Genomic DNA, 24,899 nt, shown 5'->3' with positions numbered 1-24,899 from the left:
CTTAACCGACGCTGTGTTCAAGACTAATGGCGAGGAGTTTCTGGGCTTCAACGGCAAATTCCAGCGGCAGTTCAGAGAACACATCCTTGCAGAAGCCGTTCACAATCATCGAAATGGCATCTTCTTCGCTGATCCCGCGCTGCAGGCAGTAGAAGAGCTGATCTTCCCCGATGCGCGAGGTTGTCGCCTCGTGCTCAAGCTGCGCGCTGTTGTTCCGGCACTCGACGTACGGGAAGGTGTGCGCCCCGCAGTCGGCACCGATCAGCATGGAGTCACACTGGGTAAAATTACGGGCGTTGGTCGCCGTCGGCATGATTTTCACCAGCCCGCGATAGCTGTTCTGGCTGTGCCCGGCAGAGATGCCTTTCGAGATGATCGTCGATTTGGTATTTTTGCCGATATGGATCATCTTGGTGCCAGTATCCGCCTGCTGATGACCGCTGGTGAGCGCCACCGAGTAGAACTCGCCGATGGAGTTGTCCCCGCGCAAAATGCAGCTTGGGTATTTCCAGGTGATGGCCGAGCCGGTTTCCGACTGGGTCCAGGACATTTTGCTGTTCTCACCTTCGCACAGCGCACGCTTGGTGACGAAGTTCAGAATGCCGCCGGTATTGCCGTCCCCCGGGAACCAGTTTTGCACCGTGGAGTATTTCACTTCCGCGTCTTTGTGGATGATCACTTCCACGACGGCGGCATGTAGCTGATAGCTGTCACGCACTGGCGCTGAGCACCCTTCGATATAGCTGACGTAACTGCCTTCATCGGCGACCAGGATAGTTCGTTCGAACTGACCGGTTTTCTCCGCGTTGATACGGAAATAGGTCGACAGCTCCATCGGGCAGCGCACCCCTTTCGGCACGTAAATAAAGGTGCCGTCGGAAGCTACTGCGGCGTTCAGGGCCGCAAAGAAGTTGTCGTTACTCGGCACCACGGTACCGATGTACTTTTTCACCAGCTCGGGGTGATCGTGGATCGCCTCGCCAAACGAGCAGAAGATAATCCCCTGTTCGCCCAGTTTTTCACGGTAGGTCGTCGCGACGGAGACGGAGTCAAAGATGGCGTCCACCGCTACCTCTTTGCCTTCGCGTACCGGTACGCCGAGCTGGTTAAAGGCGTCTTCTACCTCTTTACTGAGGAAGCCATTGTCAGCGCCGGTTTGCTGGACCGCGCCGGGCTGAGAAGCACAGGTGTCATCACAGCTGCCGCAGGATGGCGCAGAGTAGTAGCTGTAATCCTGATAGTTCAGCTTATCGTAGTGCGCTTTCAGCCAGTGCGGCTCCTCCATCTCCAGCCAGGCGCGAAACGCGCTCAGGCGGAATTCGAGCATCCACTCCGGCTCATTACGCTTGGCCGAAATGGCACGCACAACCTCTTCGTTGATGCCTTTCGCCAGCTCATCGGTCTGCAACTGCGTGAAGAACCCCTCTTTATAGTTGAGGTGCCCGCCACTCCAGGTGTTAACATCACTCGTTGCTTCAGTATTACGAGACATAGTACCGCCTATACCCCAAAGCTTTCGCCGCAGCCACATTCGTTCTGGGCTTTCGGGTTATGAAATTTAAACAGCTGATTTAAACCTTCACGAACGTAGTCAACCTCGGTGCCGTCGATAAAGGGCATCGCCTGCAGCGCGACGTACAGCTTCGCGCCGTCAGTTTCAAACACCAGATCATCTTTCGCAGGTTCTGTGACGGTATCCAGCACATAGCCGAAGCCAGCGCAGCCGGTCTGTTTTACGCCTAAGCGCACGCCGAGAATCTCGGGCTTTTTCGCCACCAGCTCATGGATATGCGCTGCAGCGGCGGGCGTAAGCGTTAGCCCACGCCAGGCAAAATCGGCAGGATTGAAGGTTTCTGAATGCAGTTCCATAGGTCCACCTCATCTAATAAGCCACCAGGACATAACACCATGTTAGTGATAACGATTATCACTTCAACCCCTTGCGAGCAGGGGCTTTCGGCTTAATCGCCCTTTTTGGCGACTTTCCTTAAGCATAGACCCTGTAGCAGGTTGCAGGAGGGAGGGTTTGAATTGTTCAATGCATTGATAAATGGCGCATTTTTCAATAAGAGAGAATTAAAATCGGCAAAAGTAAAATATGCATCGGAAATGCCTATTATTAAGATAGATTTTCTGGATTCTGCGGTTTTCAGCAATTTAAGCTAAATCAACGGGTTGCCGCTAAAGGGTTTCTGCAGGAACCTGCCGCTGGGTTATGCCCTGATTGCCTGACGGAGTTTGAACGGCAAGGTTTGTGAAGCATCACCCCTATTTCTCAACGCCTGGGTCTGGAAGGCTTTTATCCCCTTAAAGAACAAGCTTAATCGCGAAAGGTATTGAGTGAGGTTATTTACCCTTGTTTAAGTATGGATGCGATCTATTTTGGTTAATATCGCTTCGTCATTATTTACATCTTGCTCAATATATTCGGCGTAATGTTTCCCCTGTTAATTGTTCATACAAAGGGAAAATTTATGTCATGGAATAAATCAGAAGCCGTTTCTTATGCCCGCACCCACGCTCAGGCTCATACCGGCCATTATTGCGCGCGTGCCGTCGCTGCCGCCATTCGCGCGGGCGGAGTCAAAATCGAAGGCGCTAATGCTAAAGACTTCTGGCGGTCGCTCGAAAACGCGGGCTTTGTTAAAGTGTACGGAACCCCCGTTGCTGGAGATGTTGCAGTCATTGATGCACTGCCGGGCCCAGGTGAATATGGTCATGCATGCATATACGACGGCGCAGGAACGTGGTATTCCGATTTCAGACAAAACAGCTTATATCCAGGACCACGGTACAGAAAGTTACAGCCTGCCGTGACGCTTTACAGGCATTATTAATATGAAAAAAGTAGCCGTTCTTCTCATCCTCAGCGCCACCGCATCAGCAGCGGATGATATGCAAATTCCCATGCAGCGAGCGCTTGAATTTAATCGCTGGTACGTGAACCAGATTAATGCCGACCATTTTCCCATTAGTGATAGCGGACGAATTGATACCTACGTCACCGCAAGCACTATGCAGAAATTGCGTCATGCGCAGGATCCGCGCTACGCCGATAAAGAATATTATGACGCAGATTTTTTCACCAAATCGCAATATATCGGTGACGACTGGGCGCAAAATGTGTCGATAGCTTCTTATGATACCGATCCGGTTTGCGTTAACGTGAGCATCACTTACGGCAAAAAAAATCCCCACACTGTTATCGACTGTATGGTTAAGGAGAATGGTGTATGGAAAATTCAATCCGTCGCTGCACGAGATAATAACTGAACCACGTTACAACGGATCATGAATGGAATTCATCCGTGAAAACATCGTCTCACCAGAAACCATAAACCCCGCATCGGCGGGGTTCTCATCGTCAATCACATTATCAGCGCGTGGCCGCGTTATACCAACTATTCTGCCCCGTGGAATGACACGGCAAAACCCTGTTCCCGCCAGTGATCCAGCTGCTCCTGCTGGCGTGCCGTAGGCGTTTTTCCCGTCCAGACGAAGATTTTTTGTCCCGGGAAAAGCTCGGGGCGCGGTGAATCAATGGGTTCAGACAGGACGTCAATATGCCATCCCTTCCACGCCAGGCGTGCAGCTTCGAGCCAGAGATGGGTTCGGTCATCACACTCCCAGCCAATCAGTAGCGCGTCTTTGCCGACTTTCTTGCGCGACTCAACCAGGCTCGTGATGGCAAGTTCAATCAGTACGCCGTCGAGCAGGCTCGCCATGTGACGTACCGTATTCTGGTCCTGATTCATTTTTTGACGTACGGGAGTGATAATCATGTCGATCAGCACATCCATCGCGTAATCGCGACGAAACTCGCTAATCTTGGCGCGCAGCTTGGTAGGGTTCGCATAGCGCAGAACGGTTAACATCTCTTCCTGAAGCACCACCCAACTGCTTTGGGTCAATACTTCTTTGTTTTCAAGTAACGCTTTAACTTTACCGACCGACACGCCGCTTTTCATCAGGCGCTTGATCTCTTCGATACGCAGGATATCTTCATCGTCAAACTGCCGATGACCCCCTTCGCTGCGCTGTGGCTTTAACAATCCATAACGGCGCTGCCAGGCACGCAGCGTAACGGGGTTAATACCGCATCGTTCGGCGACTTCGCCGATACTGTAATAGGCCATAAACTCCCTCACGCTCAATACTTCCATACCTAACTCGTCTTACCTTATCAGATTGTACAACGCATTTGTATAACTAACTCCTCATCCTGGAACAAGTGAATGGTGTACAAACCATCCACTCGTTAATGTATTGTTGTATAAATTTGACCGTTCGTACAGTTATGCGTGAGTCATAGTGTACAACCTGATTAAATTTCGAACTTTTTCTCAGGCCAGGCGATGGCCGGAACGCCGCCCAACCGTGGGCTGGCAAAAAGATGCCCCTGGAACTGAGAAATGCCGGCCGATTCCAGCCACATCCACTCTTCAGCCAGCTCCACGCCGACGGCACAAAACTGGATTTCGAGCGAAGCACAGCACTTAATGATCGCCTGGATAATCGCCTGACGCGGCCCGCTTTTGTGAACGTTCGCCACCAGATCGCGGTTTATCTTGATTCTGTCCGGCTGAAACTGAGCCAGAAGCTGCAACCCGGCAAATCCGGCACCAAAGTGATCGATCGTCACGCTGATACCGGCGCTTTTAAGCTGTCTCACGGCGTGATTAAATTCCTCAAAGCGTGAAATGGCTTCGCTTTCAGTGAATTCCACCACGATTTGCTCCGGTACAAAGCCGTTCGCTTCGATTGCCGTGAGCAAAAAGTCCACCGCATTCGGCGCATTAACCAGCGTCATCGGCAGCAGATTGAGGGACAGCGTCTGGGTCTGAAGCCCCAGCGCGCAGGCCATGGAAAGCGCAACCTGCTTACTTTTCAGGTCGGCTTCATAGATGGCATTGCCCGTGAGTGATGAAAAATAGTCCGCTGGCGATCCGCCATCCACCGTACGGACAAGCGCTTCCCAGGAGACCACCTGCTGCATAAACGGGTCAACGATAGGCTGAAACGCGAAGCTACAGTCTGCGCCCTTCGGCACCACAGCAGGCTGTGCGGATAACGCGGTTTCTTCCTGAACAAAATCCCAGGCATCCGCAGAGGGAAGTTCAAAGTAGTTGGCTTTTTCCGTAGCCTCAACGAACGTGCGGAAGAACTGCAGCGCGCGGTCGTTGTATGTCATCTGGTACTTGGTGGTGCCTTTGTCCAGCACCTGCTGAAGAACCTCGTCCCTGTCATATTTACGCAGGTCGAAAAGCTCCATTCCGACGTTACCAAATCGGCGTGAAGGCCCATGGTCACAAAGCAGTTCGACCAGATTATGATGGCGCGGATCGCGACAAATATTCTGGTAGATTGCCGATACGCTCGCTTCGGGTCCCTCAAGTAACTGGAAAAAATGCGTTCCATTGAACAGCAAAATTCCGGTTACGTCCGCGTCCTGGTTCTTCCTGTTTGCACCCCCTACCATGTCTTCCAGTGCTTTCACTGGAACGTCCTCGCAGATGTGACTGCGGTAAATGATGGTTGTTAGCATGCTTGTTCCGGGGTTAATAGGGTCGGCCACAAATCATTGTGGGTAGGCTTCTGTTATAGCACATTAATTCGCTAACAAATAATTTACATCTCAATAAGTTACATGCGATTGCACACCCCGTAAGCATCCTGTACAACACAACATTCAGAACGCGCATTGTACAATATATCCTGACACAGCCGCATAAAATTAATTTCACATAACAACATGTTAAATAACAATATTTATTATAAACGCTACAAAATATTTAAAAAACTGTACATTTTCCATGTACAGATTTAAAAAATGTGTATACCTTATTTGTAACGTTACTGATTACGGAATTTTACAGGAGCGAAACATGCAACAGAACGGTTACGTCGCTGACTCAGCAGCCGCGATTGCGCAGTACTTCGAAAAAGCCGCGCTTCCCACTCAGCAAGAGACGCTGGGCCAGGTGGTTGTTGAGATCCTGAGCGACGGGCGGAATTTGAATCGCAAATCGCTCTGCACCAAACTTTTAAGCCGCCTTGAAAGGGCCTCCGGCCCGGAAGAGGAACAGCACTATCACATGCTGCTTGGACTGCTCTTTGAACGATAATGAACAGTAGTGATGTAGACAAACTGATCGACCAGCTTATCGGTGAAGCCGTTCTTTCTCTTCTGAAAGAGCGGGGGCCAGTTACAACCGAAGCGCTGCTTCAGCGTCTGCAAAGTATGAAAGCACATGAAAAGAACCCCCAGCGGCGGGAGACACTCGCGAAGGTGATTGCCGAAATGGGTGAAACCACAATCCCGTTTATGCGTCGCAGAGCCGCTCAAGGACGATCTAACAGAGAGGGATCTCTGAAATATAACAGAGACAATGTAGTGCCTTTATTTGGTAATGGAAAACCGTCCGATCCAAAGAAAATACATTGACTACAACCTAACAGCTACGGTGAGAACAAATGAGACAAAATATTCAGCTTCAACCCGAATACCATTCCGCCTTTTTAGATAGCGCGTTATCGGAGTATTTCCGTAACGCAGGCGAGCGTTTTGCTGAAGAGTCCGCTGTTTTTTCTACTGCAGTCCGTTGTATTTTAGCCTCAGAAGGCCATTTGACTAATAAAGCCATTATTCTGTGGCTCATCCAGACGCTGGAAAACACGCATGATGTGGTACAGGCAGACGTTATCCGCAAAACGCTGGAAATTGTCGTGGGCTATACCATGGACGATCTTTAACACCATTTTCCTCATTTATGCCGGCGTGTCATTTTATCCAGAATGACACGCCTTCTTCCCTTCTGCTTTGTACGATTCAGTGACTCAGTTCATCGCGAAATACGGCAGGCCAGTTATTTTTTTCTGCCAGCCGATTCATCCACAGCACTAACTCATAATCACTGCGCAAATTGAATTTCTGCATCGCCATATATTTGTGCGTAAACACGGTTTTGCCGCTAATACGTAACTTATTGGCTATCTGCAGCACCGTCATACCTTTATGCAAGCCAATCATAATGCGGATCTGCTGGGGTGAGAGGTATTTTTGCTGGCAATCAAAACATGATACGGCCTGCTGATGATATTCCGGGCGCTGGAGGTTATGCCACAGATGGCAGAGTTCCTGGCGCATTCTGGAAAGCGATGCGCGTCGGGAGATAAAAATAATATCCTCAAAACAGGAGGGCAATGCGCAGGCGCGCCGGTCATCATCGACAAAGCCAATGATTATCCCCTTCTGTCGCGCATGCAGTTCCGGTAAACAGGTAAAGCATTCCCCTGGGCATAACGACAGCACGATGATATCGGCGTTTTTCACACTTTCAGGTGTAAAGGTAAAATTAAAGCCGATAGTCTGACCGCGTTCACGCCAAAAGAAATCGCTAAAAAACGCGGTGAGTCCACAGCGGAATAAGGCATTAGATTCTTTTATTACGATATTGATCATTTTTCTCTCTTTACGCTCATACCGTTCAGTTGTACTGCATGGTGAGAACCACCACCGCGCTCAGCGATCCGGGCGTTGCCCTGCCGTCGACCGATGTGACCACGGCCTGCATGGGCAGCGTGACCGTTCTGTCTGCGCCGATAGCCCGCGTAATTGTTGACCCGCTGCCCTTTAATGTCCCGCTGCTCGCCTCGGACATGGCAATAGCCACATGCGTCGCGGTGCCGCTGTTCTTGTAATACTCCGGCCCAGCGTCGGGATCTGGCGTGCCGGTGAAGAGCACCGTTACGCTCCGCGTGCCCGCCGGGCACAGGGTAAAGGCCAGGTTAAACGAAACCGGATCGGTAGACGCGCCCGGAGTTGCCATGTTTGTGGCCTGATGATCGCCAAGGTTGATATTGAGGTTGTCATTGCCTGCGTTAAACACGCAGGGTGACGCGACAATATTTCCCGTGACGCTCAGGTTCACCCCGTCGGCGGCCCCTGCACTGGTGCTCAGCAGGCTCGCCAACAGCAGCATTTTGATATTCATTTTCACAGGCTCCCGCTACTGGTAGGTGAGATTAAGCGTGGCGGATGCGTTTGCGGAGCCCGCCTCCACAACCGGCAGCGTCTGGTAATAGCGCGCGGTTAACGGAAACGTCTCCTGCCCTCCCGCAGCTGACTTCATTACCAGACGGTTATTCAGCGTCAGCGGCGTGCCGTTATATAACAGCTGAACGCCGACGCCTTTTGCCGTGCCGGTATTACCCTGTCCGGTTAAGGCCAGCACGCTGTTATTCGCCACATCGGGGTTCTGAATGCCGCTTAAGGTCGCCGTTACGTTGGCACCCGCGTCGCAATTCAGCCCAAGATTCTGGGTGTTTTGCGCGCCTGAAGGGGTGGTGCCCACCGTTGAGCCAAACGTCGCGGCGGAGATATCGCCTATCGGAAAGGTCAGTTGCGGCGTGAGGATCGTGCAGGCCACGACATTAACGGTTCCGTCGGTAATACGCGTGGTCAGGCCGTCGCGAAAAACGCCGTCAGCGTCCTGCACGGCGACGACGCCGACAACGCCCGGCGTCAGCGAGCCAGAGATCACTGGCCCGGTGACAATCAGTTCAATTTTCCCGCCCCACCATTCCACGTAAGATGTCTGCGCGTTATACGAAAAGGTGTTCATCGGATTGTCGAAATGCGCGCCCGAAGAGAAACGAATGCCGACTCCCGGAATATTGGTGTCGTAAATATGATTGCCCAGGGTGCTCGGCACGGCATTCAGATAGCGCAGGCTGAACCCAAGCGTTAAAGGGTTGCTGCAGCCACTTAAATACGATTTCGTCGTGGTGGCCGCGCGGGAAAAGATAACCGTCCCCACCGCGACATCGCGCTGCACTGACAACGTCCCTACCGAGAGCGTCGACTCCAGGGGCGTAATCGTCGTGCAGGTGCCGGCCACCGCGACAGGTGCGCTTAACGCGAGACAAAGCATAAAAATGAAGATCGGTAATCGCATCGGTTAAACCCTAAAGGCAGTTAATAGTCAGTTCGGTCATGCCCGCCGGAGAAGGCGGGTCCGCAAGCGTGAACGCGGCGCGGCACTGCTGGTCCGGGCCAGGCCCCCACTTCACGTCGAGCGTTCCCCGATCCTCCAGACCGGAGAGATACGCCTGCCCTCTGTCGCCCACAATCACGCTGTCGCTCTCCACGCGCGCCAGCGTGACGATGGCACCAAAAGGCACGGCGCGCCCCCGGTAAAGCAAGGTTATCAGGGCGCGGCGACCAATTTTCGCCCTGTAGTCCGATCGCACTACCGCGCCACGGGTTGGTGTCACCGTCTGGGTGGTCAGCTCCAGCTCGACGTCGTCAGGCAGGCTTTCGGGCGCGAGGGTAATGTCGTTTTGACGGTATACCGACAGATTGCTGACCACCGTATAGCCGCGAAAGTCAGTTTTGACGCCTGGCTGGTTGCGGATAGCAACATCATGCGCGCCCGGCGCTTTGACCAGTGAGTTGGTCTCGCCAAGCGGTTGCGAGAGCGTCAGGCCATTCTCATGCAGGAGGATCCCACCCTGCAGGCCATAGTTGAGGCGGGCGCTCTGTTTGTCGTAGCCGTATCCCAGGCTCGCATCGCCGTAAGCGCCTTTATAATCGCCGCTCAGGGTGCCGGAGTTGCCTGCGCCACGGGTGCCATAGCCCTGCTGCAGGTTCCAGCTCAAGGCCTGGTTGTCCAGCGCCACACCGTTCAGGCCGACGTTGTGCGTTGTGCCATTGTGTTTACTGACGTTCATCCCTTCACTGGCCCACGTCTGCGGCAGGAACGCATCAAGCGGGACGCTGATGTTCAGGGCCAGAAGCTGATCTTTTTCATACCGCTTTTGGCTGCCACTGGCGTCGGGGGTGCCGTTTCTGCTGTACGTCCACGTCAACCCGAAGCTGACATGCCGCCAGTAGTTGTTATACCCAAGGCTGTAGGACGCCATTGTTCGCCCGGAATTCCAGTAATCTTCCCGCGCCGCGCTCAGCATCAGCGACCCACGGTTTCCGCCGAGCGACTGACTCATCGTCAACTCCGCCCGGTTGCGACGCCGCTCCTGAACGATGCGGTTATCGCCATACGTATCCAGAGTCTCCTGCATGCCGTAATAGCCGCGGGTGGCATAGCGGTAACCCGCAATTGAAAAATGGGTGCCAGTGCTGACCATGTTTTTAGCGTATCGCGCCCGCAGGGACTCGCCGTGGGCCTGGCCTTCGCCCTGAGGCGATGATTCGCTCCGCGTCACGTCCACAGACACGGCACCAATGCCGCCCATATTTTTTCCGACCCCCAGCGACAGGGCCTGATACTTACCGGATGCCTGCACGCCGCCGTAAAGGGTGTAGCCCTGCGGCAAACCATAAATGGCCGTCACTACGCCAAACGGCGTGTTTTCTACGCTGCGGTCATACGAGCGGTACTGCCCGGCGGTGAGCGCGTATTTCAGTCGCCCTTCCCGCTGCAAAACCGGCAGAGAAGCAAACGGCAGCGTAAAGTGCTGCTCGCTCCCGTCACTTTCCACTATGGTGACGTCAAGATCCCCCGCACCGCCGGTGGGGTACATATCGGTAATCGCAAAGGCCCCGGGCGCCACGTAGGTCTGGTAAATCTGATAGCCGTTCTGGCGCACGACCACCTGGGCATTGGTGCGGGCAATCCCTCTGACCACCGGGGCGTACCCTTTCTGCGAATCCGGCAGCATATCGTCATCCGAGGCCAACTGGCCGCCGCGAAACGGCAGACTGTCAAACACGTCCGAGGGGGACGCGCTGTCGCCTAACGTGAGCTGCGCTTTCAGGGGGATAATGGCGCGCTGAACAAAGGTATAAACCGTATCCGTGCTGCTCTGCCCTGACGCGTCTCGCGACCAGGTGCTGTAATTTCGCAGACGCCACGGTCCGACGTTAAGCCCCGGACGCAGGTTAATGTACTGGCTGCTGGCGTCCGTTCCGGTATGTTGCCTGGCCCAGCCTTTTGCCCCGCTAAGGCTGTAATTCAGCATGGCGGCGGTGATCCCGTCGTCCCAGCGGTCGGGCGAGACATAGCCGCGTGCGGTCATAGCGATCGCAGCCTGCGGAATACTGATGATGAGCCGCTGCGCCGCAAACTCAAACCGTGCGCTGGCCTGCGGGATCGCCTCCAGGTTGACGCAGTCCGTGCTGTCTTGCGACAACGCGGGGAACAGCGCGGTTTTTACACCCCACGCCTTTAGCCGCTCAAGGCTTAGACAAGGCTGCAAGGGTGCGTCCGCGTCTTTCCCGGCAATAAACTGCACGTCTTTGGTCTCTACAAGCTGGCCATCAAGAATAATGTCAACGCGGTACTGGCCCGGGGCCTGGCCGCCCGTTTCAAACGCGGACAAATCCGCTTTGCCCATACCCGGGTTATCCAGCTCCACCAGCTCGGGGTTGAATGTTTCACGGGCGTAAACTGCCTGCGCGACGTTGAAAAACGCAACGACAAAATATAACGCCTGACGCGCGGGCCACATTTTATTCTTTACCGTTGCCATTTCTATTCCCTGACCTTTTCAGGAGAGACCTTTACTTTATAATGACGCGTTAGCCTGATGGGTTATTCCCGGGCTGCCGTAGTCATTGATGATTTTAAACGTCATAGCACTGCCATTAGCCCCCTGCGGAATAGCAAAGCGGGCGACCGAGCCTGGCAGAACAAACGTCACGTCTTCCACTTTTCTTCCACCCAGGCTTATTTCATTAAAATTGATGACGTATTGCGTCGGGTTCAATACTTCCAGAACATTGCCTTTGCGCTGCCATTTTAATTGGTTCGCCTGTTCTTCCGGGCTGGAGCTTTTTAAATTAGCCGGACGATAAATCAGCTTTATGCGTGTTTTCACGGCAATTTGCAGGGCATTGGTTTGCGCTGCCGCTGAGGGAATGGCTTTAATATTGAGCCAGAACAGGCTTTCTTTATTCTGTGGCAGTGCGCCGGTCAGCACGATCCGTTCAACGTTTTGCTGACCACTCTCCAGACGATAAAGCGGAGGCGTAATAACAAACGGCGCTTTATTTGCCTCACCTTGTGGCATATCCACCCAGGACTGAATCAGATAAGGCGTACTGTCAGGGTTATTAACGTTAATCGAGGCCTCTTTTTTAGCCCCATCAAAAATAACGCGCGTCCCACCGATAATCACACCGGCGTACGCGTCCGTCATACCCAGGGCAGCGGCCGATATCAGAATCATTTTGCCAAAAAATTTCATTTTTCTACCTGTTTGAAACAAGGGGGCCAGTATGCCCCCCATCGAGACGAAAGCGTGTTAACGCTGCGCTCGTATATCAGTTGTAAACCACAGAGAAGTTAGCCACAGAGTTAGCCGGACCCGCGACCACCGTTGCTGCAGTTGAGATATACTGAGCATAGAAATTCAACGTATTATCCGCAGTGCTGCTCAGCACATAGGTATAACCGTTGGTACCGTGCAAAGGCAGGTCTGCTTTATCTGCCGTCATCAGGTTAATCGCAATCCCAGTGGCTGCGCCCGGCACTGATGAGTCAATAGCCAGCAGATTTGAATTGCTGGTATCCGGCGTACCGTCAAAACGCACTTTTGCGTTGGTCACCGTGACCGGGCAATTTTTCAGTACGATATTAAATTTCGTTGCGGGCGTTCTCGCGCCGGTGGCGGTAAACTCTGTTTTATAATAATCGCCCAGTACGACAACCTGGTTTTGCGACGCGATATCCACGTCACAGGCTGAATCCAGAATATTACCTGCGAAATTTACGGTCCCTGCTGCAGCGAATACCGTTGTTGCCGTCAGGGCAGAACTTGCTGCGAGGGCAGCCATTACCATTATTTTTTTCATCATCATCATCCCGTGTAACTTTATTTATTATCGACATTCACGCAGCAGGAAGCCGTAAAAAGAATCGACAGCAATTCTTTTTATCTGGCGATATGCAATGTGCATTTTCTGACCGCTGTATAAAATTTAGAGAAACTTAATGTTGAATACAATCGATTTGAGGTCTAGCTGTAGACTCTATTTTAACCGCAAATTAACACTGCCTATGTCGCGGATATTACTCAAAATTTTGCGAGTCTATTTTTAGACTCTTTCCGCGTTAGTAATCTTTTCAGTGGCTTATTCCCGCAACGTCCTTCGGTCTACTTTTAGACCCGTGCTACATATTCACTCCCTCCTCATTTTTTAAGATAATTCGCAGGTGATCAAAAAACAATCACGCTTCCCAGTTGAGGTCTTAAATGAATACGCGTCTGTCCGCCGCCCATGACAGCGGAATATCAACGGTACTTGAATTAAAACCTTACAGGCATATCGAAACGCTCATTAAACATGTTTTGCCTGCTGCACAACGCATGGTGCTCGCCCGGGGTGAAGTCGTTCAGTATTATGATAAAGAGATCCGCCAGTGTTTCCTGCTGCTGCAAGGCGGCGTGGCCCTGCACCGTCGCGGTGACGGAATTGTTTTAAATTCTGAATCTGCGCCCTTTATTCTCGGCGTGAGCAGCCAGTTCTCTTCTGAGCATTTATATGTCAGGGCAAATGAGACATCCGAAATTGCGCGCGTTCCGCTGGAGGTATTTAATACCGTCGTTGCCCGTGAGGATCTGTGGGAGCATTTCTCAAAACTGCTGATCTACACCGCCTCCCGCGTCTATGAGCACTGCGCGCAAATTTCGCAGATGTCGGCCTATGACATTATCCGCTTCCAGCTTGTCGAACTGATGCAGGAGCCGGAAGCCATCCGGTTGAATACCACCGCAGCGGCGTACATTAAAAGCCGGACCTATTTATCGCGCAGCGGCATCATGCGTATTCTTGCCGAACTGCGTACTGGAAAGTACATCACCATGGAGCGTGGGATACTGCTTGAGGTTCATCATTTACCGCGAAAATATTGATCGGTAACCCTTTAAACCGGGTAATGACCCCGCGGTTCGCACTATAATGAGATAATCTATGTATAAGGTTATCCGTTATGTCCTCGTCTGAAAAACCTTCCAGAGGTTCACCCTACGCTAAAGAGCTGATCTCCTTCTTACGCCCCTCGTGCGTCACGCGGACAACAGGGCGCGGCGAACAGCTAGACCTGCAGGTCAACGGTGAAGGGATGTGTTATTTGATCCTTGAAGGGACGGTCGCAATCTACCGCAGAAGCGACACGCTGATGCTCTCAACGGCCAGCAGCCCTGCCCTGTTTGGCGTCGCTAACCTGACGGACATTTTTTTTGATGACTACCTTAAAACCGTCACGCCCTGCCTGATCGGGGTGCTGACTACGGCTCAGGTTAACCACATCATCGAAGAGAATGCGCTTTGGGGTCTGCTCTCCAGCCACCTGATGTTTATGTATAACCGGCTCTATAACGCCGTCATGCCTCAGGGTGCCCCAACGGCGTATGAGATGATCCGCCAGCAGCTGCTCCGGTTGATGGAAGAAGATGAGAGCTACCGTTCTGCAGTCACGGCAGAACGCTATATCCGCGATAAAACCCAGCTTTCGCGAAGCGGCGTGATGCGTATTCTGGCGGATCTTAAAACAGGCGGGTTTATCGAAATGGAGGAAGGCAGGCTGATTACCATCAACAAACTGCCGGCCAAATACTGAATGACAGGCACAAAAAAGGCCGCAAGTGCGACCTTTTTTCAGTGCTTAGTGGACATGAACGCCCAACCGCCAGGCAAAATAGATCTCTTCATTGAGTTCATTTGAAGAGAGTGCAAGCAGGTCAGCAAATTCGAGTTCAAGCTGTTTCAGCTTTTTCAGGTACTGCGCCGGAGACAGGTTGCTCGAATCGCGACGTAAATATTCAATTGCCAGCTGGGTTGGGGTTATTTCAGAATCCATGATGTCCTCGCTTATGTACAAAACGTGACCAGTATATCACAACATGCTGACCAGTTTTTGACCAAAAGCAAAGCATCTGGAAACTTTACACCACCGCCGTCGTCAGCCTCGACGAGCAACAGAGGCGATCTTCTTCGTCCAGAATATCAATCTGCCACACCTGATGACGGCTCCCGGCGTGCAGTGCGCGGCACACGCCACGCACCCGACCGCTGCGCACGGCGCGGATGTGATTGGCATTCACCTCCAGCCCGACGACCTTCTGCTCGCCGGAAGTACACAGGTATCCTGCCACCGAGCCCAGCGTTTCGGCCAGCACTACGGATGCGCCGCCGTGCAGCAGGCCAAACGGCTGATGGGTGCGATGATCCACGGGCATCGTCGCCTCGAGTTCATTCTCACCAATGCGGATAAACTGGATATCCAGCAGCCCCACCATATTCCCGTTGCCCATGGCGTTGAGCGCCTCAAGCGTCACTTCACGTTTCCAGATCATCCAATAATCTCCAGTAAGGCCTGTAGCGGATGGCGAACACCGTTACCCTCAATACGTTTTACCTGGCTGCGGCACGAATAGCCCGTTGCCAGACAGCGGTTGCGCGGCAGACGCTGCATCGCCTGGTGCCACGACAGCTCATAGATGCCGAGCGAATTCGCGTGGTTTTTGATTTCATGGCCGTACGTGCCTGCCATCCCGCAGCAGCCCACGCTGACGCTCTCAAGCTTCGCGCCAAAACGTGCGAAAATAGCGGCCCACTGCGCCGGCGCGCCGGGCAGTGCGGTCACTTCAGTACAGTGACCAAACAGGTACCACGACTCGCCGCTGACGTCGGTTTGCGCGGTCTTGTCCAGCGCGGCGGGCAGCCACTCGTGGACCAGCATCACGTGAAAATCACCGCGTTTATCGCCGAGGATCTGCTTGTATTCATCGCGATAGCAGAGCACCAGCGCAGGATCGACGCCGACCATCGGGATACCCAGTTGCGCGACGCGGTTTAAAAAATCAGACGTTTTCTGTGCGGTTTTCGCAAAGCGCGTCAGGAACCCCTTAATGTGCTGCGCCTTACCGTTCGGTGAGAACGGCAGCACTACCGGCTGATAGCCAATTTTTTCAGCCAGCCGCACGAAGTCGGCCACGACCTCGGCGTCGTAATAGCTGGTGAACGGATCCTGAACCACCAGCACCATGCCGGATTTTTGCTCCGGGCCGAGCGCTTCAAGCTGTTCCAGCGTCATGTTCGCCGAACGGTGCCCCACCAGCTGGCGCTGCAGCGACGGCGTGGACAGCAGCGGCAGATCCACCATCCCGATATGTTTTTCGGAAAGTTTGCGCACCAGCGGCTGGTTAATAAAGAAGTTGAAGGTTTTAGGCGCGCGCGCCATCAGCGGGGCGTAGCTTTCAACCGTTGCCACCAGGTGATCGCGCATCGGGCGCAGATACCGCGTGTGGTAAAGCTGCAGGAAGCGCGAGCGGAAATCCGGCACGTCAATTTTAATCGGGCACTGGGTGGAACAGGCTTTACAGGCCAGACAGCCGGACATCGCCTCTTTGACTTCGTGCGAGAAATCGTACTCGCCCCGGTCCGCATGCCAGCTGTTGCGGGTGCGTTCGATAAGCGAGCGCAGGCTGGCCCGTTTTTCCGGCAGCTCCTGCTCCAGCTTCAGCGGATCCACTCCGCGATCGGCCAGCAGGCGCAGCCATTCACGCACCAGCGTCGCACGCCCTTTCGGAGAGTGGATCCGGTTGCTGGTGATTTTCATCGACGGGCACATCGGGCTGTTGACGTCAAAGTTAAAGCACAGCCCGTTGCCGTTACACTCCATCGCCCCGCGCCAGGACGAGCGCACCGCAATCGGGATCTGCCTGTCATAGGTGCCGCGCTTAACCGCATCCACCTGCAGCATCGGCGCATCCACGCCCTCAGGCGGGCATATCTTGCCGGGGTTAAGCCGGTTATCCGGGTCGAAGGCGGCTTTGATCTTGCGTAGCTCGCCGAACAGTTGCTCGCCGAAGAACGCCGGGCTGTACTGGGCGCGAAAGCCCTTGCCGTGCTCGCCCCACAGCAATCCACCGTATTTCGCCGTTAAGGCCACCACGTCATCGGAGATCTCTTTCATCAGGATCTCCTGCTGCGGATCGCACATGTCCAGCGCCGGGCGAACGTGCAGAACCCCGGCATCGACATGCCCAAACATGCCGTAGCTCAGGCCGTGGCTGTCCAGCAGCGCGCGGAACTCAACGATATAATCGGCCAGATGCTCCGGCGGAACGCAGGTATCTTCCGCAAACGGGATCGGCTTGGCGGCCCCTTTGGCATTGCCCAGCAGCCCCACGGCTTTTTTGCGCATCGCATAGATACGTTCGATGCCAGAGAGATCCTGACAGAGCTGCCAGCCAATGATCCCGCCTTCGCCACGCGCCATCAGTTCATCCAGACGCTGACATAATGCCGCCACCTGGCCGTCAATCAGCTCTGCATCGTCTCCGGCAAACTCCACAATGTTCAGGCCAAGCATCTCTTTGTCCGGCACGTCGGTAATAAGCTCGCTGACGGAGTGCCAGACGATATCTTCCCGGGCCAGATTTAAGACTTTTGAGTCGACGGTTTCCACCGACAGCGCCCGCGCCTCAACCATAAATGGCGCATTGCGCAGCGCGGAATCAAAGGAGTTGTATTTGACGTTCACCAGCCGCCGCACCTTCGGCAGCCGGGTAATATCAAGGCGCGCCTCGGTGATAAAGGCCAGCGTCCCTTCCGAACCGGTCAGGATGCGGGTCAGGTCGAACTGCGTCATGTCGTCGTTGAAAACGTGGCGCAGGTCGTAGCCCGTCAGGAAGCGGTTCAGTTTCGGGAATTTATCAAGAATAAGCGGGCGATTATCGCGGCAGCGTTCCAGCACGGTACGGTAGATGCGCCCGGTGACGGTGTTCTCTTTGCCCAGCGTCTCGGCCAGTTCAACCGGCAGCGGCTGCGTATCCAGGATATCGCCACCGAGCAACACCGCGCGCACGCCCATAACGTGATCGGACGTTTTGCCGTACACCAGCGACCCCTGCCCCGACGCATCGGTATTGATCATCCCGCCAAGGGTCGCGCGGTTACTGGTGGAGAGCTCAGGGGCAAAGAAGTAGCCGAAAGGCTTAAGGTATTGGTTGAGCTGATCCTTAATGACGCCCGCCTCGACACGCACCCAACCCTCTTGCGGGTTAATTTCGATGATGCGGTTCATATAGCGCGACATATCAATGATAATGCCCTGGTTCAGCGCCTGCCCGTTGGTGCCCGTCCCACCGCCGCGCGGGGTGAAGACCAGAGAGAGAAACCGCTCCTGCGACGCCAGCCGTGCAATCAGCGCGACATCGGCGGTAGAACGCGGAAAGACGACCGCATCGGGAAGAAGCTGGTAGATACTGTTATCCGTCGCCATCGTCAGCCTGTCGGCATAATTCGTGGCGGTATCACCTGTAAAACCCTGTTGCTCCAGTGCCTGCAAAAAATTAAGCACCAGCTGAACGACGCCGGGTGCCTGAGAAATCTGTGGGATCATTACTGTCGACCCTAATAAGAGGTGTGAAATCGTTTGCGTTGTGTCTGGAAAGTTTTATCACATTTTTTTCTTATGTGCTCTGGTGAATTACAGGCAGAATCCGCCTGTCAAAAATCGCTGAAATCACTAATGATTAGTGATACGCGGTTTATGTTCCCGCCAGCCGTTCTGGCGTTCTAAAAAGGAAAGTTTCGTTTATGGTCAATCTTCGTCAGCCCAGGGATGTTGCGCAAATATTGCTTTCGGTGCTGTTTCTGGCACTTATGATCATTGCGTGTCTGTGGATTGTTCAGCCGTTTATTCTCGGGTTTGCATGGGCCGGGACCGTCGTTGTCGCCACCTGGCCGCTGCTGTTGCGTCTGCAGAAGATGCTGTTTGGTCGCCGCGCTTTAGCCGTTCTGGTGATGACCCTGCTGTTGTTCCTGCTCTTTATTATTCCGATTGCCCTGCTGGTGAACAGCCTCGTTGATTCCAGCGGCCCGGTGATCCGCGCCGTGAGCAGCGGCGACATGACGCTGCCGGACCTCGCGTGGCTCAACAGCATTCCGGTGATTGGCGCAAAGCTCTACAGCGGCTGGCACGGTCTGCTGGAGATGGGCGGCAGCGCCCTGATGGCAAAAGTTCGCCCATACATCGGCACCACGACCACCTGGTTTGTCGGCCAGGCGGCACATATCGGTCGCTTTATGATGCACTGTGCATTGATGCTGGTGTTCAGCGCCCTGCTGTACTGGCGCGGTGAGCAGGTTGCGCTCGGCGTACGCCACTTCGCGACCCGCCTCGCCGGTAAACGCGGCGACGCCGCCGTGCTGCTGGCCGCTCAGGCCGTCCGCGCTGTCGCGCTTGGCGTGGTGGTTACCGCGCTGGTGCAGGCGATCCTCGGCGGCATCGGCCTTGCTGTCTCCGGCGTGCCGTATGCCACCGTCTTTACCGTGGTGATGTTGATGACCTGCCTTGCGCAACTGGGCCCTTTGCTGGTGCTGGTGCCGAGCATCATCTGGCTTTACTGGACGGGCGATACCACCTGGGGCACCGTCCTGCTGGTGTGGAGCTGCGTGGTCGGGACCATGGATAACGTCATCCGCCCGATATTGATCCGCATGGGTGCCGATTTACCGCTAATTTTGATTTTGTCCGGCGTGATCGGCGGGCTGATTGCCTTCGGGATGATCGGCCTGTTTATTGGCCCGGTTCTGCTGGCCGTGACCTGGCGTCTGTTCTCCGCCTGGGTGCATGAAATTCCACCGCCGGGCACCGACCCGGACGCGATCCTGAGCGAACTGGAAGCGCTGGAAGATAAGAATACGCAGTAAATCTGTTGCCGGGTGGCGCCTTCGCTTACCCGGCCTGCTCTTCGAATAGTTAAACAACGCTAAACTATTTATTCTCTGCCCACTGGTCAGACCCGCCGTATATCCCGCCCATCTGCAATTAAACATGCGAAATCTTTACTTCTCTTTAACTATTGAGAGGAATCTGATCGACGCTAAAAGTTGAGATGCCTACTATTAGGACACGGTTATAAATCAACACCTTGATTTATAAGCATGGAAATCCCCTGAGTGAAACAACGAATTGCTGTGTGTAGTCTTTGCCCATCTCCCACGATGGGCTTTTTTTTGTCCTGCGTACGCGCAAGGCATAAAAAAAGCCGGGGAGTGGTTAGCGCCCCGGCTTGATGACACAAGCAATATTACTTATTCAGTTCCGCCAGGCTCAGCCAGGTCTGTACCACGGTGTCCGGGTTCAGGGAAAGGCTGTCAATGCCCTCCTCCATCAGCCAGGCGGCAAAATCTTCGTGGTCAGAAGGCCCTTGCCCGCAAATCCCGACATATTTCCCCTGCTTCTTCGCCGCACGAATGGACATCGACAGCAGCGCTTTCACCGCCTCGTTACGTTCATCGAACAGCTCGGAAACCACGCCCGAGTCACGGTCAAGACCCAGCGCCAGCTGCGTCATGTCGTTTGAACCGATAGAGAAGCCGTCGAAATGCTCGAGGAACTGCTCAGCCAGCAGGGCGTTGGATGGGATCTCACACATCATGATAATCTTCAGCCCGTTCTCGCCGCGCTTCAGCCCCTGGCGCGCCAGCTCGTCCACCACCGCCTTCGCCTGATCCACGGTACGCACGAACGGAATCATGATCTCGACGTTGGTCAGCCCCATGTCGTTGCGCACGCGTTTCACCGCGTCACACTCCAGCGCAAAGCAGTCGCGGAAGCTCTCGGACACGTAGCGTCCGGCGCCACGGAAGCCCAGCATCGGGTTCTCTTCCTCTGGCTCGTAGCGCTCGCCGCCCACCAGGTTGGCGTATTCGTTGGACTTAAAGTCAGACAGACGCACGATGACGCGTTTCGGATAGAACGCCGCGCCCAGCGTCGCGATCCCCTCGGTCAGACGACCCACGTAGAACTCTTTCGGCGAATCATAGCCTTTCATCATCTCGCGGATTTCGTTCTGCAGTTTCGCGTCCTGCTCGTCAAACTCCAGCAGTGCGCGCGGGTGTACGCCAATCATCCGGTTGATGATAAATTCCAGACGCGCCAGGCCAACCCCTTCGTTCGGCAGGCAGGCGAAGTCGAACGCGCGGTCAGGGTTACCGACGTTCATCATGATCTTCAGCGGCAGGTCCGGCATGGTATCGACGCTGGAACTTTTCACGCTGAAGTCGAGAATATCGGCGTACACATAGCCGGTATCCCCTTCCGCACAGGAGACGGTCACGTTTTCGCCGTCCTTCATGCGCTCGGTGGCATCACCACAGCCCACTACCGCCGGGATCCCCAGCTCGCGGGCGATGATCGCCGCGTGGCAGGTGCGCCCGCCGCGGTTAGTGACGATGGCTGCCGCCTTCTTCATGATCGGTTCCCAGTCCGGGTCGGTCATGTCGGTGACCAGTACGTCACCCGGCTCAATACGGTTCATCTCGCTGATGTCGTGGATCACCTTCACCGGGCCGGCACCGATACGGTGGCCGATGGCGCGGCCTTCGGCCACGATTTTGCCCTGGGCGTGCAGCGTGTAACGTTCCATCACCTGGCCGCGGGAACGCACGGTTTCCGGGCGCGCCTGCACGATAAAAAGCTTGCCGGTATGGCCGTCTTTCGCCCATTCAATATCCATCGGGCGACCGTAGTGTTTTTCAATCTGCACGGCCTGTTTCGCCAGCTCTTCCACTTCGGCATCGGTCAGGGAGAAACGGTCGCGCTGCTCCTGCGGCACATCCTCAATTTTTACCTGCTTGCCATGCTCCTGTGTCGGGGCATAGATCATGCGGATTTTTTTCGATCCCATGGTGCGGCGCACCACCGCCGGACGGTTGGCGACCAGGGTAGGTTTGTGAACGTAGAATTCATCAGGGTTCACGGCACCCTGCACCACCATCTCACCCAGCCCCCACGCGGAGGTGATAAACACCACCTGGTCAAAACCGGATTCAGTATCGATAGAGAACATCACGCCGGAAGAACCCACATCGGAGCGCACCATACGCTGTACGCCAGCGGAAAGCGCCACGCCGCGGTGGTCATAGCCCTGATGCACGCGGTAGGAGATTGCGCGGTCGTTGAACAGGGAAGCAAATACGTGCTTCACCGCCACCAGCACCGCGTCGTAGCCCTGGACGTTCAGGAAGGTCTCCTGCTGTCCGGCGAACGAGGCATCCGGCATATCTTCCGCAGTAGCAGAAGAACGCACGGCAAACGAGGCCTGCGCATCATCCGCGGAGAGCTGGTTATAGGCATCGTGAATGGCTTTTTCCAGTTCCGGCTGGAAAGGTGTGTCGATAATCCACTGGCGGATTTGAGACCCGGCTTTGGCAAGCTCAGTAACATCATCAATATCCGTTTTATCCAGCAGGTCGTAAATGCGCTGGTTCACGCCGCTCTGGTCTAAAAACAGGTTAAACGCATCGGCCGTTGTGGCAAACCCGTTTGGCACTGAGACACCCATGCCGGACAGGTTTGTAATCATTTCACCCAGGGAGGCATTTTTGCCTCCAACTCTGTCTACATCATTCATGCCGAGTTGGTTATACCAAAGCACCAGCGGTGACGAGCCATTGTTGGACATCGAAACAATCCTTTTGTGATATTTGATCGGAGTAAGAAACGCCTGACTACGTATTTATACTGGCATAATTGTTTGCGCTAAAAAAACGGTGAATCGTGTAAGCAATTTAAATTTTCAACTTTTAGGACAGTTTCCACCCGGCTACTAACCCGATGATTCCTATAGATTCACTGAAAAACCATAGAAATAAAGCCGCTATTTGAAAAATGAAATCCACTTTTCAGGAAAATTAAAAACACCATTTCATTTATATTTAGGACAAGTTCTTTGCTGTGCAATTAACTTTTTTAATTTATGCTTTCAGGCAATTACGTACGCACTTCAGGGTGAATAAAATGGATAATGCTGTTGATCGCCACGTTTTTTATATTTCTGATGGTACGGCGATCACCGCCGAGGTGTTAGGCCATGCGGTGATGTCGCAATTCCCCGTATCGATTAACAGCATCACGCTGCCGTTCGTGGAAAATGAGAGCCGGGCCAAAGCGGTGAAGGACCAGATTGACGCCATTTTCCAGCAAACCGGCATTCGCCCGCTGGTCTTCTATTCGATTGTCATCCCCGAGATCCGCGCCATCATTCTGCAAAGTGAAGGCTTCTGCCAGGATATTGTGCAGGCGCTGGTTGCCCCGCTTCAGAGTGAACTGCAGCTGGACCCGACGCCTGTCGCGCATCGCACCCACGGGCTGAACCCCGGGAACCTGATCAAATACGACGCGCGCATCGCGGCTATCGATTACACCCTCGCCCACGACGATGGGATTTCAATGCGCAACCTCGATCAGGCGCAGGTGATCCTGCTTGGCGTGTCGCGCTGCGGCAAAACGCCGACCAGCCTCTATCTGGCGATGCAGTTTGGCATCCGGGCGGCGAACTACCCCTTTATTGCCGACGATATGGATAACCTGGTGCTACCCGCCGCGCTCAAGCCGCTCCAGCATAAGCTTTTTGGCCTGACCATTAACCCGGAACGGCTGGCGGCCATTCGCGAGGAGCGCCGCGAAAACAGCCGCTACGCGTCGATGCGTCAGTGCCGGATGGAAGTCTCCGAGGTTGAAGCCCTGTACCGCAAAAACCAGATCCCGTGGCTGAACAGCACTAACTATTCGGTGGAAGAGATTGCCACCAAAATCCTCGATATCATGGGGCTGAATCGCCGCATGTACTAATATGCTAGTACATTATCACGGATTCGGGTATCATCAGCCGCATCGTCGGGGCGGCCTCGCCCCGAACTTGAAATCAGCGGGGATTGGTTTAAGGTGATGCCCATCACTTCCCGGTAGTCTGCCGATGAAGCAAAAATTTCTGAGATATTCCATGAATAAAACCGACGAACTCCGTACGGCGCGCATTGATAGCCTGGTCACACCGGCTGAACTGGCACAGCGCCATCCCGTTTCCGCAGGCGTGGCTGACCATGTCACCGCCTCGCGCCGACGCATTGAAAAAATCCTCAACGGTGAAGACAAGCGCCTTCTGGTGGTAATTGGCCCGTGCTCTATCCACGACCTTGATGCCGCCATGGACTACGCAAAACGTCTGCAGGGGCTGCGTGAGAAGTATCAGCATCGCCTCGAGATTGTGATGCGTACCTACTTTGAAAAGCCGCGCACCGTGGTGGGCTGGAAGGGGCTGATTTCCGACCCTGACCTTAACGGGAGCTACCGCGTTAATCACGGCATTGAGCTGGCGCGCAAACTGCTGCTGCAGGTGAACGAGCTGGGCGTACCGACCGCCACCGAGTTTCTGGATATGGTGACCGGGCAGTTTATCGCCGATCTCATCAGCTGGGGCGCGATTGGCGCGCGTACCACCGAAAGCCAGATCCACCGCGAGATGGCCTCCGCGCTCTCCTGCCCGGTGGGCTTTAAAAATGGGACCGACGGTAACACCCGTATCGCGGTTGACGCCATTCGCGCATCGCGTGCCAGCCACATGTTCCTCTCCCCGGATAAGAACGGGCACATGACCATCTACCAGACCAGCGGCAACCCATACGGCCATATCATCATGCGCGGCGGTAAAAAACCGAACTACCACGCGGAGGATATTGCCGCCGCCTGCGAGACGCTGGCAGAATTTGACCTGCCTGAGCACCTGGTGGTGGATTTCAGCCACGGCAACTGCCAGAAACAGCACCGCCGCCAGCTCGACGTCTGCGATGAGATCTGCCAGCAGATCCGCAGCGGTTCGACCGCCGTGGCGGGCATTATGGCTGAAAGCTTCATCAAAGAAGGCACCCAGAAAATCCTTGCCGGTCAGCAGATGGTTTACGGCCAGTCGATTACCGATCCGTGCCTGAGCTGGGAAGACAGCGAGCTGCTGGTGGAGAAACTGGCGGCGGCAGTGGACAGCCGCTTCTGAGGCTATGCCGGGTAGCAAGTTAAAAGCAAAAAGGCAACGTAGTTGCCTTTTTTAATGTTTTCTCCCTCTCCCCATGGGAGAGGGCCGGG

Annotated in this window: 24 protein-coding genes and 1 other RNA gene; 11 read left to right on the top strand and 14 right to left on the bottom strand. The window is 54.4% G+C overall.

Features of this window, described 5'->3' with window-relative positions; translation table 11 throughout:
* Window position 1 precedes the first annotated feature (1 nt).
* Complete coding sequence (gene sufB, locus FFS28_RS00590; protein WP_137848454.1) at window positions 2-1,492, bottom strand: Fe-S cluster assembly protein SufB; 1,491 nt, start codon at window positions 1,490-1,492, stop codon at window positions 2-4.
* Between the two features lie 8 nt (window positions 1,493-1,500).
* Entirely contained in the window at window positions 1,501-1,869 is a 369-nt protein-coding gene (sufA, locus tag FFS28_RS00585; RefSeq protein WP_006174903.1) for a Fe-S cluster assembly scaffold SufA, read from the bottom strand.
* A 605-nt stretch (window positions 1,870-2,474) separates the two neighbouring features.
* On the opposite strand from sufA, the gene FFS28_RS00575 reads away from it, so the two are divergent.
* Together FFS28_RS00575 and FFS28_RS00570 are read left to right on the top strand one after the other, a co-directional pair.
* On the top strand, window positions 2,475-2,837 hold the full coding sequence (locus FFS28_RS00575; RefSeq protein WP_088207435.1) for a CHAP domain-containing protein: 363 nt from the start codon (window positions 2,475-2,477) through the stop codon (window positions 2,835-2,837).
* Window position 2,838: 1 nt separating this feature from the next.
* A complete protein-coding gene (locus FFS28_RS00570; RefSeq protein ID WP_137848453.1) occupies window positions 2,839-3,273 on the top strand; it encodes a DUF3828 domain-containing protein in 435 nt (144 codons plus the stop codon).
* 128 nt (window positions 3,274-3,401) lie between these two features.
* On the opposite strand, the gene FFS28_RS00565 is transcribed toward FFS28_RS00570, so the two are convergent.
* Both FFS28_RS00565 and FFS28_RS00560 read right to left on the bottom strand, forming a co-directional pair.
* Window positions 3,402-4,136 (bottom strand): MerR family transcriptional regulator, encoded by a 735-nt coding sequence (locus FFS28_RS00565; RefSeq protein ID WP_137848889.1) that lies wholly within the window; start codon window positions 4,134-4,136, stop codon window positions 3,402-3,404.
* A gap of 188 nt (window positions 4,137-4,324) precedes the next feature.
* The gene (locus tag FFS28_RS00560; protein WP_137848452.1) at window positions 4,325-5,545 is read right to left on the bottom strand and encodes a diguanylate phosphodiesterase; all 1,221 of its coding nucleotides are present in this window, start codon (window positions 5,543-5,545) and stop codon (window positions 4,325-4,327) included.
* A 340-nt stretch (window positions 5,546-5,885) separates the two neighbouring features.
* Between FFS28_RS00560 and ycgZ the strand changes: the two genes are divergently transcribed.
* The 3 genes from ycgZ to FFS28_RS00545 are packed head-to-tail and all read left to right on the top strand — an operon-like array spanning window position 5,886 to window position 6,753.
* Window positions 5,886-6,125, top strand: a complete 240-nt coding sequence (ycgZ, locus tag FFS28_RS00555) for a regulatory protein YcgZ (protein ID WP_042319640.1) — start codon at window positions 5,886-5,888, stop codon at window positions 6,123-6,125.
* Window positions 6,125-6,445, top strand: a complete 321-nt coding sequence (locus FFS28_RS00550) for a hypothetical protein (protein ID WP_006174896.1) — start codon at window positions 6,125-6,127, stop codon at window positions 6,443-6,445. The genes ycgZ and FFS28_RS00550 overlap by 1 nt, the downstream gene beginning before the upstream one ends.
* A gap of 29 nt (window positions 6,446-6,474) precedes the next feature.
* On the top strand, window positions 6,475-6,753 hold the full coding sequence (locus FFS28_RS00545) for a biofilm/acid-resistance regulator YmgB/AriR (RefSeq protein ID WP_137848451.1): 279 nt from the start codon (window positions 6,475-6,477) through the stop codon (window positions 6,751-6,753).
* Between the two features lie 76 nt (window positions 6,754-6,829).
* Here FFS28_RS00545 and FFS28_RS00540 read toward each other — a convergent pair whose 3' ends face one another.
* From FFS28_RS00540 to FFS28_RS00515, 6 genes are all read right to left on the bottom strand, one after another.
* Window positions 6,830-7,462 carry a helix-turn-helix transcriptional regulator gene (locus tag FFS28_RS00540; RefSeq protein WP_137848450.1) on the bottom strand — a complete coding sequence of 211 codons (633 nt, stop codon included), beginning with the start codon at window positions 7,460-7,462 and terminating at the stop codon, window positions 6,830-6,832.
* 25 nt (window positions 7,463-7,487) lie between these two features.
* A complete protein-coding gene (locus tag FFS28_RS00535; RefSeq protein ID WP_420026199.1) occupies window positions 7,488-7,994 on the bottom strand; it encodes a fimbrial protein in 507 nt (168 codons plus the stop codon).
* Between the two features lie 15 nt (window positions 7,995-8,009).
* On the bottom strand, window positions 8,010-8,957 hold the full coding sequence (locus FFS28_RS00530) for a fimbrial protein (protein WP_137848448.1): 948 nt from the start codon (window positions 8,955-8,957) through the stop codon (window positions 8,010-8,012).
* A 10-nt stretch (window positions 8,958-8,967) separates the two neighbouring features.
* Window positions 8,968-11,490, bottom strand: a complete 2,523-nt coding sequence (locus tag FFS28_RS00525) for a fimbria/pilus outer membrane usher protein (RefSeq protein WP_137848447.1) — start codon at window positions 11,488-11,490, stop codon at window positions 8,968-8,970.
* 36 nt (window positions 11,491-11,526) lie between these two features.
* Window positions 11,527-12,207, bottom strand: coding sequence for a fimbrial biogenesis chaperone (locus FFS28_RS00520; RefSeq protein WP_137848888.1), 681 nt, complete (start codon window positions 12,205-12,207; stop codon window positions 11,527-11,529).
* A 76-nt stretch (window positions 12,208-12,283) separates the two neighbouring features.
* Window positions 12,284-12,814 (bottom strand): fimbrial protein, encoded by a 531-nt coding sequence (locus FFS28_RS00515; RefSeq protein ID WP_137848446.1) that lies wholly within the window; start codon window positions 12,812-12,814, stop codon window positions 12,284-12,286.
* 401 nt (window positions 12,815-13,215) lie between these two features.
* Between FFS28_RS00515 and FFS28_RS00510 the strand changes: the two genes are divergently transcribed.
* On the top strand, window positions 13,216-13,875 hold the full coding sequence (locus FFS28_RS00510; protein WP_137848445.1) for a helix-turn-helix domain-containing protein: 660 nt from the start codon (window positions 13,216-13,218) through the stop codon (window positions 13,873-13,875).
* 77 nt (window positions 13,876-13,952) lie between these two features.
* Window positions 13,953-14,582 carry a helix-turn-helix domain-containing protein gene (locus FFS28_RS00505; RefSeq protein WP_137848444.1) on the top strand — a complete coding sequence of 210 codons (630 nt, stop codon included), beginning with the start codon at window positions 13,953-13,955 and terminating at the stop codon, window positions 14,580-14,582.
* A gap of 45 nt (window positions 14,583-14,627) precedes the next feature.
* Here FFS28_RS00505 and FFS28_RS00500 read toward each other — a convergent pair whose 3' ends face one another.
* From FFS28_RS00500 to ydiJ, 3 genes are all read right to left on the bottom strand, one after another.
* Window positions 14,628-14,822 (bottom strand): YdiH family protein, encoded by a 195-nt coding sequence (locus FFS28_RS00500; protein WP_137848443.1) that lies wholly within the window; start codon window positions 14,820-14,822, stop codon window positions 14,628-14,630.
* 85 nt (window positions 14,823-14,907) lie between these two features.
* Window positions 14,908-15,318, bottom strand: coding sequence for a 1,4-dihydroxy-2-naphthoyl-CoA hydrolase (gene menI, locus FFS28_RS00495; RefSeq protein WP_006174884.1), 411 nt, complete (start codon window positions 15,316-15,318; stop codon window positions 14,908-14,910).
* Window positions 15,315-18,371, bottom strand: a complete 3,057-nt coding sequence (ydiJ, locus tag FFS28_RS00490) for a D-2-hydroxyglutarate dehydrogenase YdiJ (protein ID WP_137848442.1) — start codon at window positions 18,369-18,371, stop codon at window positions 15,315-15,317. Before ydiJ ends, menI begins: the two co-directional genes overlap by 4 nt.
* Window positions 18,372-18,568: 197 nt before the next feature.
* Here ydiJ and ydiK point away from each other — a divergent pair, with 197 nt between their 5' ends.
* Together ydiK and rprA are read left to right on the top strand one after the other, a co-directional pair.
* Window positions 18,569-19,684 (top strand): AI-2E family transporter YdiK, encoded by a 1,116-nt coding sequence (gene ydiK / locus FFS28_RS00485; RefSeq protein WP_006174881.1) that lies wholly within the window; start codon window positions 18,569-18,571, stop codon window positions 19,682-19,684.
* 202 nt (window positions 19,685-19,886) lie between these two features.
* Window positions 19,887-19,994: antisense sRNA RprA (gene rprA, locus FFS28_RS00480), an RNA gene on the top strand.
* Window positions 19,995-20,064: 70 nt separating this feature from the next.
* Here the strand turns inward: rprA and ppsA are convergent.
* On the bottom strand, window positions 20,065-22,443 hold the full coding sequence (gene ppsA / locus FFS28_RS00475) for a phosphoenolpyruvate synthase (RefSeq protein WP_137848441.1): 2,379 nt from the start codon (window positions 22,441-22,443) through the stop codon (window positions 20,065-20,067).
* A gap of 335 nt (window positions 22,444-22,778) precedes the next feature.
* Here ppsA and ppsR point away from each other — a divergent pair, with 335 nt between their 5' ends.
* Together ppsR and aroH are read left to right on the top strand one after the other, a co-directional pair.
* A complete protein-coding gene (gene ppsR, locus FFS28_RS00470) occupies window positions 22,779-23,612 on the top strand; it encodes a posphoenolpyruvate synthetase regulatory kinase/phosphorylase PpsR (RefSeq protein ID WP_006174879.1) in 834 nt (277 codons plus the stop codon).
* Between the two features lie 151 nt (window positions 23,613-23,763).
* Window positions 23,764-24,810, top strand: a complete 1,047-nt coding sequence (aroH, locus tag FFS28_RS00465) for a 3-deoxy-7-phosphoheptulonate synthase AroH (RefSeq protein ID WP_137848440.1) — start codon at window positions 23,764-23,766, stop codon at window positions 24,808-24,810.
* Window positions 24,811-24,899 lie beyond the last annotated feature (89 nt).

This window comes from Enterobacter sp. 2VL (assembly GCF_005503595.1).
Lineage (GTDB): Bacteria > Pseudomonadota > Gammaproteobacteria > Enterobacterales > Enterobacteriaceae > Enterobacter > Enterobacter cancerogenus.
This window is presented reverse-complemented; position numbering and strand designations above follow the sequence as displayed.

Excerpts from the sequence above, each read along its gene's own strand:
- sufB (WP_137848454.1), bottom strand. The coding sequence starts at position 1,492 with ATGTCTCGTAATACTGAAGCAACGAGTGATGTTAACACCTGGAGTGGC.
- sufA (WP_006174903.1), bottom strand. The coding sequence starts at position 1,869 with ATGGAACTGCATTCAGAAACCTTCAATCCTGCCGATTTTGCCTGGCGT.
- FFS28_RS00575 (WP_088207435.1), top strand. The coding sequence starts at position 2,475 with ATGTCATGGAATAAATCAGAAGCCGTTTCTTATGCCCGCACCCACGCT.
- FFS28_RS00570 (WP_137848453.1), top strand. The coding sequence starts at position 2,839 with ATGAAAAAAGTAGCCGTTCTTCTCATCCTCAGCGCCACCGCATCAGCA.
- FFS28_RS00565 (WP_137848889.1), bottom strand. The coding sequence starts at position 4,136 with ATGGCCTATTACAGTATCGGCGAAGTCGCCGAACGATGCGGTATTAAC.
- FFS28_RS00560 (WP_137848452.1), bottom strand. The coding sequence starts at position 5,545 with ATGCTAACAACCATCATTTACCGCAGTCACATCTGCGAGGACGTTCCA.
- ycgZ (WP_042319640.1), top strand. The coding sequence starts at position 5,886 with ATGCAACAGAACGGTTACGTCGCTGACTCAGCAGCCGCGATTGCGCAG.
- FFS28_RS00550 (WP_006174896.1), top strand. The coding sequence starts at position 6,125 with ATGAACAGTAGTGATGTAGACAAACTGATCGACCAGCTTATCGGTGAA.
- FFS28_RS00545 (WP_137848451.1), top strand. The coding sequence starts at position 6,475 with ATGAGACAAAATATTCAGCTTCAACCCGAATACCATTCCGCCTTTTTA.
- FFS28_RS00540 (WP_137848450.1), bottom strand. The coding sequence starts at position 7,462 with ATGATCAATATCGTAATAAAAGAATCTAATGCCTTATTCCGCTGTGGA.
- FFS28_RS00535 (WP_420026199.1), bottom strand. The coding sequence starts at position 7,994 with ATGAATATCAAAATGCTGCTGTTGGCGAGCCTGCTGAGCACCAGTGCA.
- FFS28_RS00530 (WP_137848448.1), bottom strand. The coding sequence starts at position 8,957 with ATGCGATTACCGATCTTCATTTTTATGCTTTGTCTCGCGTTAAGCGCA.
- FFS28_RS00525 (WP_137848447.1), bottom strand. The coding sequence starts at position 11,490 with ATGGCAACGGTAAAGAATAAAATGTGGCCCGCGCGTCAGGCGTTATAT.
- FFS28_RS00520 (WP_137848888.1), bottom strand. The coding sequence starts at position 12,207 with ATGAAATTTTTTGGCAAAATGATTCTGATATCGGCCGCTGCCCTGGGT.
- FFS28_RS00515 (WP_137848446.1), bottom strand. The coding sequence starts at position 12,814 with ATGAAAAAAATAATGGTAATGGCTGCCCTCGCAGCAAGTTCTGCCCTG.
- FFS28_RS00510 (WP_137848445.1), top strand. The coding sequence starts at position 13,216 with ATGAATACGCGTCTGTCCGCCGCCCATGACAGCGGAATATCAACGGTA.
- FFS28_RS00505 (WP_137848444.1), top strand. The coding sequence starts at position 13,953 with ATGTCCTCGTCTGAAAAACCTTCCAGAGGTTCACCCTACGCTAAAGAG.
- FFS28_RS00500 (WP_137848443.1), bottom strand. The coding sequence starts at position 14,822 with ATGGATTCTGAAATAACCCCAACCCAGCTGGCAATTGAATATTTACGT.
- menI (WP_006174884.1), bottom strand. The coding sequence starts at position 15,318 with ATGATCTGGAAACGTGAAGTGACGCTTGAGGCGCTCAACGCCATGGGC.
- ydiJ (WP_137848442.1), bottom strand. The coding sequence starts at position 18,371 with ATGATCCCACAGATTTCTCAGGCACCCGGCGTCGTTCAGCTGGTGCTT.
- ydiK (WP_006174881.1), top strand. The coding sequence starts at position 18,569 with ATGGTCAATCTTCGTCAGCCCAGGGATGTTGCGCAAATATTGCTTTCG.
- ppsA (WP_137848441.1), bottom strand. The coding sequence starts at position 22,443 with ATGTCCAACAATGGCTCGTCACCGCTGGTGCTTTGGTATAACCAACTC.
- ppsR (WP_006174879.1), top strand. The coding sequence starts at position 22,779 with ATGGATAATGCTGTTGATCGCCACGTTTTTTATATTTCTGATGGTACG.
- aroH (WP_137848440.1), top strand. The coding sequence starts at position 23,764 with ATGAATAAAACCGACGAACTCCGTACGGCGCGCATTGATAGCCTGGTC.